Origin of the sequence: Algoriphagus aquaeductus (genome assembly GCF_003253485.1) — a bacterium.
GTDB classification, from domain to species: Bacteria; Bacteroidota; Bacteroidia; order Cytophagales; family Cyclobacteriaceae; genus Algoriphagus; species Algoriphagus aquaeductus.
In genome coordinates, this window is sequence record NZ_QKTX01000007.1 from 84283 (window position 1) to 100784 (window position 16502).

Sequence of the window (16502 nt, forward strand, 5' to 3'; positions counted from 1 at the left end):
AAACCCATACTATGCGACAAGTTTTACTCTTCTTTTTTGCGCTCTTCAGCCAATGGTCATTTTCACAAACAGCGCGATTGACCACGCCTTGGACCGACCAAGTCAACGCTCAAGCGCCTCTTCCGGAGTACCCAAGGCCTCAGTTGGTCAGATCTAATTGGCAAAATCTCAATGGCCAATGGGATTACGCCATCCTTCCCAAAGGAAGCCTTCCTGAAACCGGATTTGCAGGAAAAATTACCGTTCCTTTTCCGGTTGAATCCTTCTTGTCCGGCGTACAAAAAACCGTTGGTCCTGAGAATGAACTTTGGTACGAAAAGACTTTTGAACTCATCTTAGACCGAAGAGAAAAGCGAATTCTTCTCCATTTTGGTGCCTCGGATTGGGAAACAGAAGTTTGGGTCAACGGAGTTTCCATCGGAAAGCATCAGGGGGGATTTGATGCGTTTTCATTTGATATTACCAACCAGCTGGCTAAAGGTAAAACTCAAAAAATCAGAGTTAGGGTCTGGGATCCCAGTGATTCGGGACCACAACCCAGAGGCAAACAGGTCAAGGATCCCAAGGGAATTTGGTACACTCCTGTGACGGGCATTTGGCAAACGGTGTGGCTGGAGAATGTTCCGGAAAGCCATATTTCATCCAGCTATTCCAATACAGATTGGGAAAACGGAATTCAGGTATTTTATCCGGCTGTTACCGGAGCAAAGGCTGTTCAAGAAGTTGAAGTGTTGGTCAAGGATGGAGCGGCTATTGTTGGAACTTTCAAAGGCAAAATCAATGCTCCTCTTCCAGTCAAACTCGCTAACCCCAAAGCATGGTCACCGGATAGTCCGCATCTATATGAGGTGGTTTTTAGACTTCTTGAGGGCAAAAAGGTGATCGAGGAGGTCAAGTCCTATGCCGCCTACCGGGATATCAGGATGGCCAAAACCCCAGACGGGTTTCAACGGATGTTTTTGAATGGCAAGCCCCTTTTCCAATATGGTCCTTTGGATCAAGGCTGGTGGCCTGATGGATTGTATACCGCACCTACTGATGAGGCTCTGCTTTTCGATATTGTGAAAACTCAAGAAATGGGCTTTAACATGATCCGAAAGCATGTGAAAGTAGAACCTGCCCGATGGTACTACCATGCTGATCGATTGGGCATGCTGGTGTGGCAAGACATGCCAAGCGGAGATATGGGCAACCGCTGGGAGGTTCGGCCCGGCGTCATTCGAGAAGGGGTAGAGAAGGTGAGGACAGCCGAATCCGAAGCTATCTTCAAAACAGAATGGAAAGAAATTATCAATGAGTTTAAGTTTTTCCCTTCGATCGTCGTCTGGGTTCCCTTCAATGAAGCTTGGGGACAGTTTAAAACCGGAGAGATCACCAAAATGACCAGAGATTTGGATCCAAGCCGGTTGATCAATTCTGCATCTGGAGGCAACTTTGAAATGGAAGGCTCAACAGTGGTAGGCGATATACTGGATTTGCACAATTATCCCGATCCGGTGATGCCTGATCCTAAGATTTTTGGCGAAAATTCTATCATGGTATTGGGAGAGTTTGGTGGACTGGGATTGCCGCTTGAAGGTCATACCTGGCAGCAGAAAGACAATTGGGGCTATCAAAGTTTCACCACCGCAGAAGAACTGAAGGCTAGATATTCGATATTGATTGATGATCTGGCGAAGTATATCCCGAGAGGTTTGGCCGCCGCCGTCTATACCCAGACCACTGACGTGGAAATAGAAACCAATGGGCTAATGACTTATGATCGTCAGATTATTAAAATCGCTGTGGAAGAGCTGAGAAAAATGCATGAGAAGCTGTATAAGTAGAGGCGAGAGATTAGAGACTAGAGACGAGATACTTGACATAGGATTGCCTCTGGTGTCCTTCAATTTTTTCAAGTTTCGAACTTTGGAAAAGAAAACAAAAAGCCGGGCATTTTGCCCGGCTTTTATTGTCCATTAATATTTCTGGATCAAACTCTAAATTCTAAGGTTAAAAGACTAAGCACCATTGTCAATGGTCTAAATTTTCGCATTTAAAGTCTACCATCTAGCCTTACAAGTTTCCTCTCAATTCCTGTTCTCTTTCAATTGCTTCAAAAAGCGCTTTGAAATTGCCTTTCCCGAATGATGTGGCCCCTTTTCTTTGTATGATTTCGAAGAAAAGGGTAGGACGGTCCTGAACAGGCTTGGTAAAAATCTGGAGCAAATACCCTTCCTCATCGCGGTCCACCAGAATATTGAGATCTTTCAGGGGTTGAAGATCTTCATCGATTGTTCCGACACGATCCAACAAGTCATCATAATACGTCGCAGGCACTTCAAGAAATTCTACGCCCCTACGTCTCAACTCACTTACTGTGTGTATGATGTCGTCCGTGGCAATAGCCATGTGCTGAACACCAGCTCCTCCATAAAAGTCCAGGTATTCTTCGATTTGGGATTTTTTCTTTCCTTCTGCAGGTTCATTGATCGGGAATTTGATATACCCATTCCCATTGGAAACTACCTTGGACATGAGGGCAGAGTATTCGGTGGAGATGTCTTTGTCATCAAAGGTGATCAGAAGCTTGAAGCCCATCACATCTTCATAGAACTTCACCCATTTGTTCATTTCACCCAAGGAGACATTCCCTACACAATGGTCGATGTATTTCAGGCCGATTGAAGTAGCTTGGTAGGTACTTTTTCTGGCTTTGAATCCGGGTAGGAAGATGCCTTTGTAATTTTTCCGCTCCACAAACGTGTGAATCGTATCTCCGTAGGTTTTGATACTTGCCACTTTGACCTCCCCGTTTTCGTCTTTTAGAACTGTCGGTTCACCGGCTGATTCAGCACCACGTGAGGTGGTTTCTTTCCAGGATTTTTCCGCATCGTCAACCCAGAGTGCCAAAACTTTGACTCCATCTCCGTGCTTGAGGATATGCTCATTGATTGGATGTTCCGAAGAAAGGGGAGAAGTAAGAACCAATCGGATTTTGTCCTGCTTCAAGACATAGGACGCTCGGTCTTTGATGCCGGTTTCCGGGCCAGCATATGCAATCAGCTCAAATCCAAAGGCATATTGATAAAAAAGAGCACTCTGCTTGGCATTGCCTACATATAGCTCTACATAATCCGTCCCGTTGATGGGTAGAAAGTCTTCAGTCATGGTAAGTTATGTTTGGGTAGAAATCGAAATCAAAGGTAAAAACAAAGCCAAATATTATTTGGTTCTGGCCTATCTTTTTTATCTGAAAAACAATGAGCTCCTGAATGACTTTTCGGATCCATTCAGAATCATTTCTCTCATCATTTGCCATTAGGCAGTGATGAAAAGAGAAAGTTACTCTTGCGGATTTCTGTTCCTCCAAAGGGATATCCAAGCCATCATCAGGAATGCCAATGCCCAAGGTCCTATTTGAGGAAGAAAAGCCAAACTGAAAATGGCCAAATAGTAGGGAACGGCAAGCACAAACCCGATCAAAAATTTCCAAGTGGATGTGAATACCTCATCTTTTACACTAGGCGCCTTCCATAGCCAAATCCAATACAAAGGCAGGTGAAAAATTTTCATCACTTTGTTGTTGAATCCTCCGATGGGTTCTACAGGAGCAGTAACTTTTTCGGATAAAAGAAACTGTTCTACCTCAGATTTGCTGCTGACGTCCACGCGTTTGGCCAAGAGCTTTTCCAAGGACTGAGCATAATTTTCGTCCGGAATCTGTACGGTCAAATTCCTTAATGCCTGCTCCGTTTTTTTGGTTAGCAAACCTGACTTGGATGGCGGCATATCCACCGGAATGGCCTGACCAAACGTGATTCGGACTAGGCTTCCTGATCTTTTATGGGCACTGAAGTCCAGGCCTACGGGTAAAATCACAGGTTTTGACTCCGGGAATTTTTCCAACAGGCCAAAAGCCATTCTGGTAAACCCTTTGCTCAATGGCCTGACATTTCTAACCAGGCTATGGCTTCCTTCAGCGAAAATAATCACACAGCCGTTTTTGCTCAGGACATCATAGGTTTGGTCAAAGGTCTGCTGATTCTGCTGAAGTGTTGAAAACCCGTCACGAACCCGATACACGGGCAGCATGCGGATAATATGAAGCAATTTGGCAGCAAAAGGATGCTTAAAAGCAGAAGCTCGGGTTAAAAAATAGGGATTCAGCCGGGTATGGGTGGCCAGAAGCAGCGGGTCAATCAGGGCATTTTGGTGGTTGGCTACCAAGATGACCGGCCTGTTTTTGGGAATATTCTCTTTGCCTTTGACGATGATTTTTCTAAAATATCCATGCAAAGCGACTTTTACCAATAGCCGTAAAATGGCATTTATAAGATTTTTCATTCCATTTTTCTCCATAAGCCGGCGATTGTCAAGCCCGAAATCAAGTGCCAAATGCCCCACCAGGCAGCGATGATCGCCATGCCACCCAATCCTTCAAAATAGGTGAAAATCAGAACCAGACCCAATCCGGAATTTTGGATTCCTGTTTCGATGGTTAAGGTTTTGGTATCAGGTTTTGGCAATTGACCCAGTTTGGCAGAGATCCATCCTCCAAACAGGGCGGTGAGATTATGAGCCAATACCCACAGGAAAATCACCCCGATATATTGCAGGAAAGTCTTGAAATTACCGGCAAATGCCAATACGATAAAGGCAGCAAATATCAGGATGCTGAGCGGTTTTAAAATTTTGGATACGCGATCGGCAACCAAGGGGAATTTTTGACGAGTCAGAATTCCCAGGATCAGGGGAATGCCCAAAATCAAGCCTACTGTGAAGAATACCTCACCGATATCCAGACTGATTTCTCTGAGCAAATGTGCTGATGGAGGAAAAAGCCCGGCCCAAAAGGTGAAGTTTAAAGGCGTAATCAGAATTGCTGCCACACTCGAAAAGGCGGTCAAACTTACCGATAGTGCGGTGTTGCCTTTGGCCAGATTGGTCAGGAAGTTCGATACATTTCCTCCCGGACAGGCAGCCACCAAAAACATCCCCAAAGCCACACTAGGAGGAGGCTGAAGCACCTGCACCAACAGAAATGTCAAGAAAGGGAGAAGAATAAACTGAGAAAAAACTCCCAGAAAAAAACCCTTGGGATTTTTGATCAGGTAGCGAAAATCCTCCCATTTCAGATCCAAGGCTACCCCAAACATGATCAGAGCCAAGGCTAAGTTCAGTGTCAACAGATCTCCCTGGGAAAAATTGAGCCGGATGGTGTCTAAGGGATTGGGTGAGGTCATTGAGACTAAAATCTACCGAAAAGGGGAGAAAACAAAATTCCTCTTTGCGGATCTGCTGATTGAATGGGGGTTAATTTGAGAACCAGCGACAAAAATCAGTTCAGGCAATACCGAATCGATTCGTCCAAAGTGCTCAAGAGCTGATTTTGGCTTAAAGAAAAAGGATAGATACCTTTCGGTAGCTATCCTTCTCTTTTCAATTATCCGGTTTGGATCAATTCGCTTCCACTTTTCCGATTCCGTTGATTTCTTTTTTGGTCAAGGTGGGATTTCCGGAATAGGTCACTTTTCCAATTCCATTTACTTCCAAGGCGAGATTTCCCTCACAGTGAACCGACACTTTTCCTATTCCCGAACTCACCAAGTCCATTTCCTGAGCGATAAGTTGAGAAGCTTCCACATTACCAATCCCCTCATTCTTGAGGGAAACTCGGTCAGCTTTACCTTTCAGTTCCATATTGCCCATCATATTCAACTCGGCATCAATTTCTCTTGCTTCCAAATGCAATCGGAGATTCCCGACTCCTTCTCCCAAAATTCGAATTTGATCCGTCCGAAAAGAGTTGTTGGTTTTGATATTACCCACGCCTTTAAATTCAAATTCACGAAGGTCAGAAATAGAGAGATTGACTTTGAGATCTTTTTTGTCAAAAATTCCTGAATTGAATTCCTTCAATTCTAAAATCAAGAGATCTCCTTCCTGAGTCACTCTAAGGTTTTCAGCCATATCCGGGTTTCCATCGATGGAAATAGATTCTGCGTCGGACTGAGTAAGCTCAAGGTTGAATATTCCGCTGATTTTCAGTCTGGAGATCCCGCTTAATTCACGGTCCTCGCTGAAGCGATTGTCGGAATCTCCGCTTGATTGACGACAGGAAAATAGGCAAATGCCCAAAAGGAATAGGAGAAATACGTGAGTTTTCATAGTGGGTAAAGTAAAAGGTCAGGCTATTGGACAGAAATATCCGTGCTTCTTTTCAAAGTACAAGGGCTTTGAAAAGATAATCTCTACACTTTCAGAATATCGTATAGATCTGAGACAAAAGTGTCCGAATTTGTGCACTGTCAGAATTGAAATTGCGCTCTGGGTTTCAAATTCAAACATTTTTCAATTGGCACCTTTCTGGTAAATCAGAAAATGAATACGAACCAATCTATTATTTAACAGAAACTCCCGATCCGTCCTGGCGGATCGGGACGGGCAATCTGCCTTCGGTAGGCAGGTTTGTCCGGTAAAAACAAAACACAATCATATGAAATGCCCATGAGTAAATGCTTCTCACACAGGGGAATGATTATCCGGGGCATTCCATCTGGCCATTAAAAATCAAATTATAAACAGATGAAAAGTAAAATTTCTTGGGATCTTGTCTTTATTCTGATCCTGCTTTTGTCCCTTTTTTCCTGTACCACAGAGGAGACCCCGGAGCGTAATGCCAACTCTTTGGTCGGACCTTGGAAGCCTCAGACAGAAGGCTTTATTCAACTTCTGGTCAACGGTACTCAAACCCAACCGGAGCAATTCGGAATCGAGGTCTTGGGAGTAGATCCGTCCACTGCTGCCGATGAAGCCAAAAAATTTCTTTCCCAAACCCTTCTTGGTCCCATTTCCTGGGAAAAAGAACAGGTGACCTTGTTCGCAGATGGTTCTTTTATGGTTCTGTCTGTAGCGGGAGAGGAAACAGGCGGGTGGAAAATGCTGAACAATAACAGTGTTTTTCAGCTGACTTCAGATCAATTTCCAGACCTGTATTACGATTTCCAAGTGGATCAATTCACGAATTCTCAATTGATTCTTTCCAAGAAGGTCGAATTGTCTGTGATCGGACCAGAGACCGAAAAGGCATGGATAGAACTCAAAATCCATCTAAACAGGTGAATTATGTGTTCTGTATGTGCAATGGATTCGGCCAAAGCAGAAGGCTTTGCCGAATCTCTCGTTGATTTGATCAATAAGGGAGCTTTGGCTGTGATGATTTCCATTGGCCATCAAACCGGGCTTTTTGATCGAATGGCCGAATTGAAGAAATTCACAAGTCAATCATTGGCAGACTATTCCGGGCTGAATGAACGCTATGTGAGGGAATGGCTCAAAGCTATGGCCGCAGGTAAAATTATTGAATGGAGTTCAGAACCAGCGGAGTTTTACTTCCCGTCGGAGCATGCAGCTTTCTTGACCCGAAAGCATGGAAGCGACAATATGGCACTCTATACCCAATATATCCAGGTCCTTGCTTCCGTAGAGCAGTCCATTTTATCCTGCTTTTATCAGGGTGGAGGAGTCCCATATTCTGCCTATGAAAGATTTCATGAGGTCATGGCCGAAGACAGCAGACAAACTATTCTTGCGCCTCTTTTGGACCAAATCCTTCCTTTGATTCCGGATCTGACTCAAAAACTGGCCACTGGAATTGAGGTCATGGACATTGGCTGCGGTCGGGGTAAATCGATGATCAAACTGGCCGAAAACTTTCCTAATTCCCGATTTATGGGCATCGATCTATGTGCCGAGCCCCTGGAATCTGCGAGGGAAGAAGTGAGGAGAAAAAATTTGACCAATATTCAGTTCAAACAGGCTGATCTGACTGCTTTCCGTCCGGCAGGAAAATTTGAGCTGATCACCGCATTTGATGCCGTTCATGACCAAGCCCGGCCGGATTTGGTTCTGCGAACCGTCTATGAAAGTTTGAATGATGAAGGGCATTTTTTGATGCAGGATATCGATGGCTCCGAACACTTGGAAAAAAACCTGGAGCATCCTTTTTCTCCACTGCTTTACACGATTTCTACCATGCATTGCATGTCAGTCTCCCTGGCACAGGGAGGCTTGGGACTTGGTACCCTCTGGGGGGTAGAAATGGCCAATCGGATGCTGCGGGAAGCTGGATTTACCCAAATCCGGGAGAATAGACTGCCACACGATCCCATGAATTGTTATTTCATCGTACGAAAGTAAGTCAAGGTTTGAAAAGGAGATCGAGCGGTCTCCTTTTCTGGAGAAAAAATTCCACTGCTTAGGATTCTGAGTACTTTAGGTTTTGGATAAATGCTACCAGCTGAGCTGAGTTTTTTAATCCCAGTTTTTGAATAAGATTTCTTCGGTGTGTGTTTACTGTCAAATCACTGAGAAAAAGTTGTTTTGCAATTTCCGAGGAGGTCAATCCTTCAGCGACCAGATTGGCAATTTGTTTTTCGCGCTTACTGAGAATATTTAATCTTGACTGTGGTCTTTGGGTGCTATGGCTAATTGGCAATAGGAAATAAAAAGTGGGGATGTTGGACATTGCATTTTTTATGGCATCAAGCAGTTCCTTTTTGCTGATCGACTTGGGCAAAAAACCTATAGCACCGGCACCTTGACATTTTTTCATGACTTCCGGATTTGTTTCCATGGTCAATATGATCACTTTACTTTCCTGGCAAACTGCCTTTAGATGTCGAAGGGAATCCAATCCATTTGAATCCGGAAGAAAATAATCCAACAGAATAAGATCGGGCTGAAGTTTTGAGCTAATGCTAAGGCCCTGTTGGAAATTTTCAGCATGAACTAATTTTTCAATGAAGGTTTCATTTCCAAGAAGAGAATAGATCCCTTGCGCAAAGAGTAGGTGATCGTCAATATGGACTATTTTTAACTCGGTGAAATTAAGCATTCAAGGGAATGATAATAGTTAATGTGGTACCTGATGAATTGGTTTCCATCTCAAAGGTGCCTTTGAGGTATTTGACTCGCTCTTGGATATTTTTTAATCCAATACCATTAGAACTTGATAATTGATCCATCCCTTTACCATTATCTTCAGCAATAAGTTCAATTATTCCATCCTGCTCAGCTATACTCAGCAAAACCTCGCTGGCTTGGGCATGCTTGACTATATTTTGCAGAAGTTCATTGGAAATTCGATACAAAATTAACTGAAGCGATTTGGGAAGAGGACTGTTTACCTGAAAATAAAAATTGAAGTCAACTCCAAATTTCTGATTTAGCAGCGCCAGTTGCATTTTTAGGACGTTTTCAAGTCCATTTTCTTCTAAATGGTGAGGGGTTAGGTTGTGACTGAGAGACCTTGCCTCCTGGATGCTCTGGCGGATCAGCTGCTTAAACTCCTCCATAACATCCGAAGAATACTGGTCTGATAGGCTTTCTGTTTTAATGTAAAGACTCGCAAGGATACCACCGATACTGTCATGTAAATCTCTTCCAAGACGCTGTCTTTCATCTTCTTGGACTTGGATCAGCCGATCTGCCATCTTTTTCTCCTTCTCAAGCATCTCAATGGACAATTCTTCCTTTTCCTTCTTGAACAAAGAAGCCCTGCGGGCAAAAGCGGCGGTAATTATGCCCGTTTCAATCATTAACCCAAACGCACTTCCAAAATCCACCAGATAATGCGAAAGACCCAAAGGAAGGATTTTTTGGTTTAACTGTAAGATAATTCCGAATAATACCAGAAAGGCAATTCCTACGAAATAATAGCCTGCCAACGGAGCCTTGGCTTTCCATTGCTGAAAAGGATAGTACAATACCCAAATACTGGAGAAGAGAGAAACCACCAGTGTTATATTGAGAAGTTGAATCTTTAGTTCGGTGTCATCCAACACATCCGGAAATAGGAGTATGGAAAAAATCATAAGAATTTGAACCAGCATAGTTATCCAGATCAATTTGGCCGTAATCTTCCCTGCTTTTTTTGGAGGAAAAAATATCACCACTAAGAGGAGAATCAGCACATTGGTCAATAAATTAAAAAAAGGTCTTGCTTTTCCAACCCAGACCACCCCCTCAGGCCAGAGATACTGAAAAGTGAGCCCCCAGTGCGTCGCCAGCCAAAAAGAGATAGAAAGTACGTAAGCGGCATAGACCGCTCCACTCCAAGACTTGAGCTCTTTGGCAAAAAAGAGGGCAAAGATGAACACGATGCTCATCCAGCCCAAAAACAATCCCATAACTAATGTATCTATGGATTTCCGATGATAGAAGGCCTGAAAATCCAATAGTTCAGGTTCGATATGAAAGGTCTCGCCAACTTTATCCAAAAGGAATAAATACTCCTCCGTACTGCGAGCAGGAACATTTAGAGGCATAACTAAGTCTCTATCTGAAAATGGCCGTTGATGGAAGGGAAATAGATCACCTGCTTTTTGGAATACCTCGCTTGATTTATTTTTATAAACCAAGATGCGGTTGATATGTGGATTATTTGGAATGAGTAGAAGTGGAAGAATAGAATCCGTGGTATTGGTGACTGAAAATCCAAGCCACCACTTATTGCGGGTTATTCCCGAGTTAAACCGGGTTTTTTCATAAGTAAGAGTATCCGAGATTTCCCATGCTTTTTCAGGTGAGAAATCTTCATCGGCAAAAATGCCAAATCGAGGGCTCTGTCTGATTTCTGGGGTACAGGAAATCAGCAAAAAAAACGAAGTAACTACTAAATAAACCCTTGGAATAGGGTCAAGCTTTTGCAAAAATTCATGAAAACGGAATTCAGGATAAAATCTTGAGTAAGAAGATCGCAAACGGGATAGGATTGGGTGAATTGATCTCTAATATAAATACTGAAACATGTTTTCAGTCATTCCTTAAAAAAATACCTATTTCTTGGTATTGAACGCTTCCGTGAAATAAATCAATATTGGGATGTCGATCCTTCCGGTAAATTATTACTACCTGAAAAAACCAAAACTCGACTTTATAGCCCGATGTCTCAAAAAAAAGTAGGTTCTCTTCGATTTCCGGAAAGATTAAAAATTTGTTGGTAAGAACGATTTTTTTTCTGATTTGCCTCTTTCCATTAACCGGATGTGAATTTTTTAATGCTGAAGTCAAAGAATATCTATTTCAGTTTAACTCAGCAGATGGATCATTGGATAAGGTGATAGCCAATGGTTATTTACTGATTGATGGAGTGAAGACCGATATCAGTACCAGTAATATCCAAGAACTCTCGGTTTCTGAAGAGTTTATTTTCCTGACAGCAGTCATCGGCGGAGACACCTATTACCTAAGAGTCCCTTCCCAAAGTAAAAGCTTTGACCTTGTTGAAGACTATTTGCCAGATGCAATGACCTTTCTGAGTAATCTTTATACACCTACCGGGGGCATAGGGAGTTTATCCAATTACTCGGTCAAAGCCGTAGATACTTATGAAGGTTCTGGAAGTTTTGACTTGACAGCAGTGGGAGACTTCATGGCCAATAATTCAACTCAGCCCAAAGCCATCGTTTTTGAATTCGGAATTGATTTTGATACCAAACGAACGGGTGGACTGGCCGGTGGTGGAGGAAGCGGCAACGGTTCGGGGTCTTCGGGAAACTCAGGATCTACATCCTGTGTAAATTTGATTGAAGCCAAAAACTTGGTTAGCTATTGGCCTCAAATCACCTCCGGTAATGCTACAGGAACAGGAAAACGAGTAGCCGGTAACTCTATTTTTGCAGACTATAAAACTTCAGATGTAGCCTTGGTACTCGAAGGAAGTGCAGGGGGGACACGATATGTTGTTCAACTCATGTTTACGGCTTCCAATTTGACCGCAAATAAAACGCTTGAATTTAGAAATGCAGGGACTGGAACCGGACTTACCAATATCGGTGCCGTTGGAAGATTGATTGCCTTCAACGGTACCGTGAATGATGATTGGAGGACGAATCGGGATTTTGGTAAAAACAAAAACATGGGCACACTCAGAATATTGACTGTAATTCCGAAAATTACGGGAACCTATTCCTTTCAAGCCTCCGGTGACGGATATCCTTCGTCAAACAATCAGTTTGTCAATGTCAGTGGCACTTTTTGCATTGATTAGTCCTGCATTTAAGCCGAATTGGTTTGCTTAGGGTCAAAAGTCGTTCCTGCATGGTATATCCCTTGACCATTTGAAAAATTAAAATTCTGTTGTTGCATAAAAGATTCAAACCTGAGTAGTCTCAAATCTTAAGAAATTCTTTGCTTATCAGTGAGGATGTCAGAGAAATTTTGGTTTGGGTGAGATCTCCTCCATAATTAAGGAAAAGCTTATCCATACCTACAGTTCAACCTTAATTTTGTCGGGTTGAAATCCGTTTTTATTCATCTGAACCTCCTTTTTTCTGCTGGTAAAAACATATAAAAAGCGCTGTAGTTCATTGGTTATTAATCGTTTAACCCTTAAACAGTAAAACCAATGACTACTTCAATCAACCAATGGATCAAAACAGGGATGTATTTATTCCTTGTTTTGTTTTTCGCCTCCTGTTCTGAAATCGGGGAACAAAGCAACCCGACAGCAAACACCAGCCTGAAAACCATCCCCGAAGTCCTGAAATCCATGGATGAGGGAGATTTAAATCAGGGTAGCAATGCCCGCAGAAATCCGGGAAATACCTTTGCCACTTTCAATGCCGCTTTGGGCAAATCAGGTTTGGCTTCTGTTTTCTCCAGAAATGATCTTACCGTTTTCGCACCTACTGATGCTGCATTTGCTTCATTGGGCCTTAATCCCGGCAACATTGGTAGTGTAGAAGGCTTGAGCACCATTCTTTTGTATCATGTGGTGGCCGGATCCGTATTTTCTGCCGACCTAACTGAAGGTTTTGTACCTACACTTAATGGTGCCGCTGTCAAAATCAGCCTTGCAGGTGGACCAAAAGTAAATGAGGCCAACATCGTATTGGTCGATCAGCAGGCAAGAAATGGGGTGATCCATGGAATTGATCAGGTCTTGTTGCCTCCAACACAAAACATCATGGATTTGGTGGATTCCAATGCTGATTTCAGTGTATTGAAAACGGCCATTGATGCAGCAGAACTGCGGACCGCCTTAGCCACCACCAATAATTTAACCGTCTTTGCACCAACCAATCAGGCTTTTTTGAATTTACTGGAAGAGCTTGGATATGAAAGTCTGGACCAATTGGTGGGTGATATTGGACTGAATGGCTTAATCAGCGTGTTGAAGTACCATGTTTTCGCCGGAGGAAGAGTCTATTCTTCTGATCTAACCGATACGGGAATTATCATGTTTTCCGGTGATGAGGTAATCATTGACACTTCAGGGCCAAGCCTGATCGATTTGGGTGGGAGAGAATCCTCCATTGTCGCCACGGATATTCAGGCAACCAATGGAGTGGTTCATGTGATCGATACTGTGATTTTGAATCTTTGATTGAAAAAAATAATCTGATTGTCCGCAATTGCACCAACAGCCAAATACTCTTTGATTCATAGGTCGGAAGACCAATGACCGAAGGATTCCAGATTTCAACCTCTTAGAGATACCACTTTAGCTACCTAAGACTTTTGGTAAAAAAGTAGATATACAATAAAACTAATATGATTTTATGGTATTCAGATAGTCCATGAATTTCCTCTGATTTACGATCGAAAGTTTCGACTGCCACTTGCACAGCTGACTGATGTCCGAAGTTTCATAAAAGCTTGAGGTATTCTTTATCCTCAAATTTTTAAGTTGACCTACTTGAAAATTCCGTAAATCAATAATTCATAAAGTAAAAAGCTGTCTCAGTAATTCTGGGACAGCTATTTTGTGAATTTCAAAGTGGATTTTCGTTTTGAGGAAAGATTATCAAAAATCAATGACCCAACTTGCGAGGTTATTCCTCCGGGTTTTTTTTTGAACGGGAGTCACTTTTTTTCATTTCAACCTGGAAAGAACAAAATCCCTACCATTTTCATAAAACAGTCGATCAGCGATCCGCTCAATCGTCCAATTTTGAGGGAGGAACAGGTGATTGTCCATAAGGGCCTTGGGGAATTGTTTGATAAATCGATCTTTGAGTTTCTTGGTATGCATGCAGCTGGTACACCAATCGATGGCCTCTATCAATCCGTCAAAATCAGACCCCACACAAAGGATCTGCGTCAGCATTTTTTCGATTCCTTTTGCTCCTTCCAGATCTTTACCCAGCTTGACTCCGTGCAATATCTGGTTCAAAAAATGATGAAATTGATGAGGCGGAATATCCGTCGAATTCCTTCGGATCATTTCGGTCAATTCTTCTGCGTCGGCGCATTGGTGCAGAAGTTGACCCCTGTGGGTATTGAACAGATTCAAGTCATGGTATTCGTGATCGGAAAGGAAATCCGTATCGGTGAGAATATATTTTCTTCCCTGGTTTTTGACGGTAATCCCACCCACATTTGCTGAAAAATGGTCAGGTCCCAATCGCCTCGCTTTGGTATAGCCGATGACCCGCTCGTCAAGAGAAATTCCCAAAAGACCGTTGGATTCATAGATGGCTTTGACATCTTCATCAAACAGATTGATCGTACTGGCATTGAAACCGGGGGAGGGGAAATTGTCAAACTTATACTTCACCGGTTTTCCCACCCTTACCCGATAGCATTTGTCCTCTTTGACCGAGGAATAGACATAATCTTTAAAACCTTCCTGGGCAGATTCAAAGGGAATGCCGCATAGGCCAGAATGGGAAGAAACCAACGGACTTTTGATTCCTTTGGATTGACGATAGGAATACAATTGAAATCTGGCCTGAGGACTCATGTGCTTGATGTCGGTACAGATTTGATTCTCTTCCAATAGATCGACTAAGTTTTTCCCGGCATCCGTCAGTCCTGAATCCACAGGCCGTAGGTCTTTCTCATCAAAATTACTCACGCGCATCCCGTCCATGGCATAAGCCTGATTGCAAAAATCCCGGTTGTTGCGGTCGATATGAGTCAGATTGGCCATTACAATATTGATCCCCTGACTTTTAATCTTCTGAATATTTTGCCGGATATCCTGCAAAATCACATCAGCATGGCTTTCTTGAAGGTTACTTCTTAATGAATGGATACCCTCCACCGAACACACCACAAACAAGGTATCCGGTTCATTTTCCTTCCATTGACTTTTGGAATTGAGAAATACAATTTTCCGATCGGGATGAAAAGGATCTTTGGCAGGCAGAATCTTCAGGTCATTTTCCACAATGGAGAAGGCGTTGACCTCTCCGAGCAATTGTTGGTATCGCTCGTAACTGAGCACCTCCCCAAATCGGGAGTTCTTGTATTTTTTCAACAAATCCATAAAAATCTTTTTGCTGCTCAGGGCCTTGACCAGATCCACATCGGGTGCAAATAGCGGCATGACCACCATCTTGTAGCCTCCCTGAATCAAAAGGTCTGGAGAAGATTGGGAACCAAACATTTTGTCAATCAAACCCAGGGCAAAAATCTCCAACAACTTGGGAAGCCCCTCCTTGAGGTCCTCCTTGGTAATGGCCTTCCAAGGGGATGTAGAATTTCCGTTTTTTGAGAACTGATTTTTCAGCGTCAGGTGAAGGTGGGAATCAAAGAAATAATTCATAGAAAAAAGATTAAGGTTAGAATTGACTTAAATAGTATCGACCAAATAGGTGACTTTACCGTTTTGCCTCACTGCCCGAAGGCACTGCCTCCTTCCCCCGGCAGGATTGAAAGAGACATGAACCCATTGATCGAATTCCTGAATCAGTTGGTCATAGGGTAAAGCTGAGTTTTTGATCCGTTGGTAGAGTTGTTCTATGCTGAGGTGAGCTACTTCGATATCGGCCGCTTGCCCGGTCAGATGCTGACTGTTAGGGGATCCGCCGATTGCCTGATTGACCCTGGGACAGCGGTATCCGCTGTTGACAAATACCGCCCTGCCCAAACTGTCCCGCAAGGGTTGCAGAACATGCTGACAGAGCAGCCTTAAATGATCAATAATGACCGGACTGGGTGTAAACTGCTCCTCAAAACCCATTCGGGTGGCAGTCTGACTTCGGAGAAGCTCCCGAAGTGGAAAGTTTTTGGAAAGTTGCATAGGAGTACAGGAAAAATTTACTCAAAAGAATCTAATGCGCTAAAAATCAACGCCTAGTAAATGTACTTGATTTTACAAATGGATGTGCTTTGGGGAGGCTTTTTTTTATTTATTGACTCCTTTAAGTTTAATAAAATTCCTCAGCCCCAATCCCGTGATTTGAGTGCGTGTCCATGAGACTGATGAGGATAGCATCTATTACTAAAAAGTACAGGTAAGCCTAAAACAGAGTTTGGATAAGGTAAGGCTAAACCCGGCGCTGAAGGTTTTCTCCCGGATTCAATGATCTTTTTCGGGAATACTAATCCCCGGATTTTAGGCATTGATCCGAAAATTCATGTGATTATAATTTGATTTTCATTTGCCAGATAGCCTGTCCCGATCTTTCATCGGGAGACTGCCCTGGATAATCTTTCCCCCGTATGAGAATCCATTCTCATGGGCATTTCATCAGATTTTTTTGCCTTGGATGCAACCCGCACGCTCA

General features: G+C 43.1%; 14 protein-coding genes. 6 read left to right on the top strand and 8 right to left on the bottom strand.

Translation table 11 applies throughout. The features are described from left to right. The first annotated feature begins 11 nt into the window (after window positions 1-11). Complete coding sequence (locus tag CLV31_RS10975; RefSeq protein ID WP_111392939.1) at window positions 12-1826, top strand: glycoside hydrolase family 2 protein; 1815 nt, start codon at window positions 12-14, stop codon at window positions 1824-1826. 229 nt (window positions 1827-2055) lie between these two features. Here the strand turns inward: CLV31_RS10975 and hppD are convergent, their stop codons facing one another. After that, window positions 2056-3150 carry a 4-hydroxyphenylpyruvate dioxygenase gene (hppD, locus tag CLV31_RS10980; protein ID WP_111392940.1) on the bottom strand — a complete coding sequence of 365 codons (1095 nt, stop codon included), beginning with the start codon at window positions 3148-3150 and terminating at the stop codon, window positions 2056-2058. On the opposite strand from hppD, the gene CLV31_RS21830 reads away from it, so the two are divergent. Beyond that, window positions 3149-3304, top strand: a complete 156-nt coding sequence (locus CLV31_RS21830; RefSeq protein WP_181452614.1) for a hypothetical protein — start codon at window positions 3149-3151, stop codon at window positions 3302-3304. The genes hppD and CLV31_RS21830 overlap by 2 nt on opposite strands. A gap of 20 nt (window positions 3305-3324) precedes the next feature. Here CLV31_RS21830 and CLV31_RS10985 read toward each other — a convergent pair whose 3' ends face one another. The 3 genes from CLV31_RS10985 to CLV31_RS10995 all read right to left on the bottom strand — a co-directional run bounded on the left by CLV31_RS10985 (window position 3325) and on the right by CLV31_RS10995 (window position 6150). Then, the gene (locus tag CLV31_RS10985) at window positions 3325-4326 is read right to left on the bottom strand and encodes a 1-acyl-sn-glycerol-3-phosphate acyltransferase (protein WP_111393085.1); all 1002 of its coding nucleotides are present in this window, start codon (window positions 4324-4326) and stop codon (window positions 3325-3327) included. Further along, a complete protein-coding gene (locus CLV31_RS10990; RefSeq protein WP_111392941.1) occupies window positions 4323-5225 on the bottom strand; it encodes a bile acid:sodium symporter family protein in 903 nt (300 codons plus the stop codon). The genes CLV31_RS10985 and CLV31_RS10990 overlap by 4 nt, the downstream gene beginning before the upstream one ends. A 214-nt stretch (window positions 5226-5439) precedes the next feature. After that, window positions 5440-6150, bottom strand: a complete 711-nt coding sequence (locus CLV31_RS10995) for a head GIN domain-containing protein (RefSeq protein WP_111392942.1) — start codon at window positions 6148-6150, stop codon at window positions 5440-5442. A 417-nt stretch (window positions 6151-6567) separates the two neighbouring features. Between CLV31_RS10995 and CLV31_RS11000 the strand changes: the two genes are divergently transcribed. Both CLV31_RS11000 and CLV31_RS11005 read left to right on the top strand, forming a co-directional pair. Continuing rightward, window positions 6568-7104 carry a hypothetical protein gene (locus CLV31_RS11000; protein WP_111392943.1) on the top strand — a complete coding sequence of 179 codons (537 nt, stop codon included), beginning with the start codon at window positions 6568-6570 and terminating at the stop codon, window positions 7102-7104. Window positions 7105-7107: 3 nt separating this feature from the next. Further along, window positions 7108-8181, top strand: a complete 1074-nt coding sequence (locus CLV31_RS11005) for a class I SAM-dependent methyltransferase (protein ID WP_111392944.1) — start codon at window positions 7108-7110, stop codon at window positions 8179-8181. A gap of 58 nt (window positions 8182-8239) precedes the next feature. On the opposite strand, the gene CLV31_RS11010 is transcribed toward CLV31_RS11005, so the two are convergent. Both CLV31_RS11010 and CLV31_RS11015 read right to left on the bottom strand, forming a co-directional pair. Beyond that, window positions 8240-8878, bottom strand: a complete 639-nt coding sequence (locus CLV31_RS11010) for a response regulator (protein WP_111392945.1) — start codon at window positions 8876-8878, stop codon at window positions 8240-8242. Continuing rightward, window positions 8871-10694 (bottom strand): sensor histidine kinase, encoded by a 1824-nt coding sequence (locus tag CLV31_RS11015; RefSeq protein WP_146250891.1) that lies wholly within the window; start codon window positions 10692-10694, stop codon window positions 8871-8873. Before CLV31_RS11015 ends, CLV31_RS11010 begins: the two co-directional genes overlap by 8 nt. 398 nt (window positions 10695-11092) lie before the next feature. On the opposite strand from CLV31_RS11015, the gene CLV31_RS11020 reads away from it, so the two are divergent. Both CLV31_RS11020 and CLV31_RS11025 read left to right on the top strand, forming a co-directional pair. Continuing rightward, on the top strand, window positions 11093-12034 hold the full coding sequence (locus CLV31_RS11020; protein ID WP_181452615.1) for a hypothetical protein: 942 nt from the start codon (window positions 11093-11095) through the stop codon (window positions 12032-12034). Window positions 12035-12391: 357 nt separating this feature from the next. Continuing rightward, entirely contained in the window at window positions 12392-13372 is a 981-nt protein-coding gene (locus tag CLV31_RS11025) for a fasciclin domain-containing protein (RefSeq protein WP_111392948.1), read from the top strand. Between the two features lie 489 nt (window positions 13373-13861). Here CLV31_RS11025 and CLV31_RS11030 read toward each other — a convergent pair whose 3' ends face one another. After that, on the bottom strand, window positions 13862-15538 hold the full coding sequence (locus CLV31_RS11030) for a membrane dipeptidase (protein WP_111392949.1): 1677 nt from the start codon (window positions 15536-15538) through the stop codon (window positions 13862-13864). 27 nt (window positions 15539-15565) lie between these two features. After that, on the bottom strand, window positions 15566-16015 hold the full coding sequence (locus tag CLV31_RS11035; RefSeq protein WP_111392950.1) for a D-Ala-D-Ala carboxypeptidase family metallohydrolase: 450 nt from the start codon (window positions 16013-16015) through the stop codon (window positions 15566-15568). Window positions 16016-16502 lie beyond the last annotated feature (487 nt).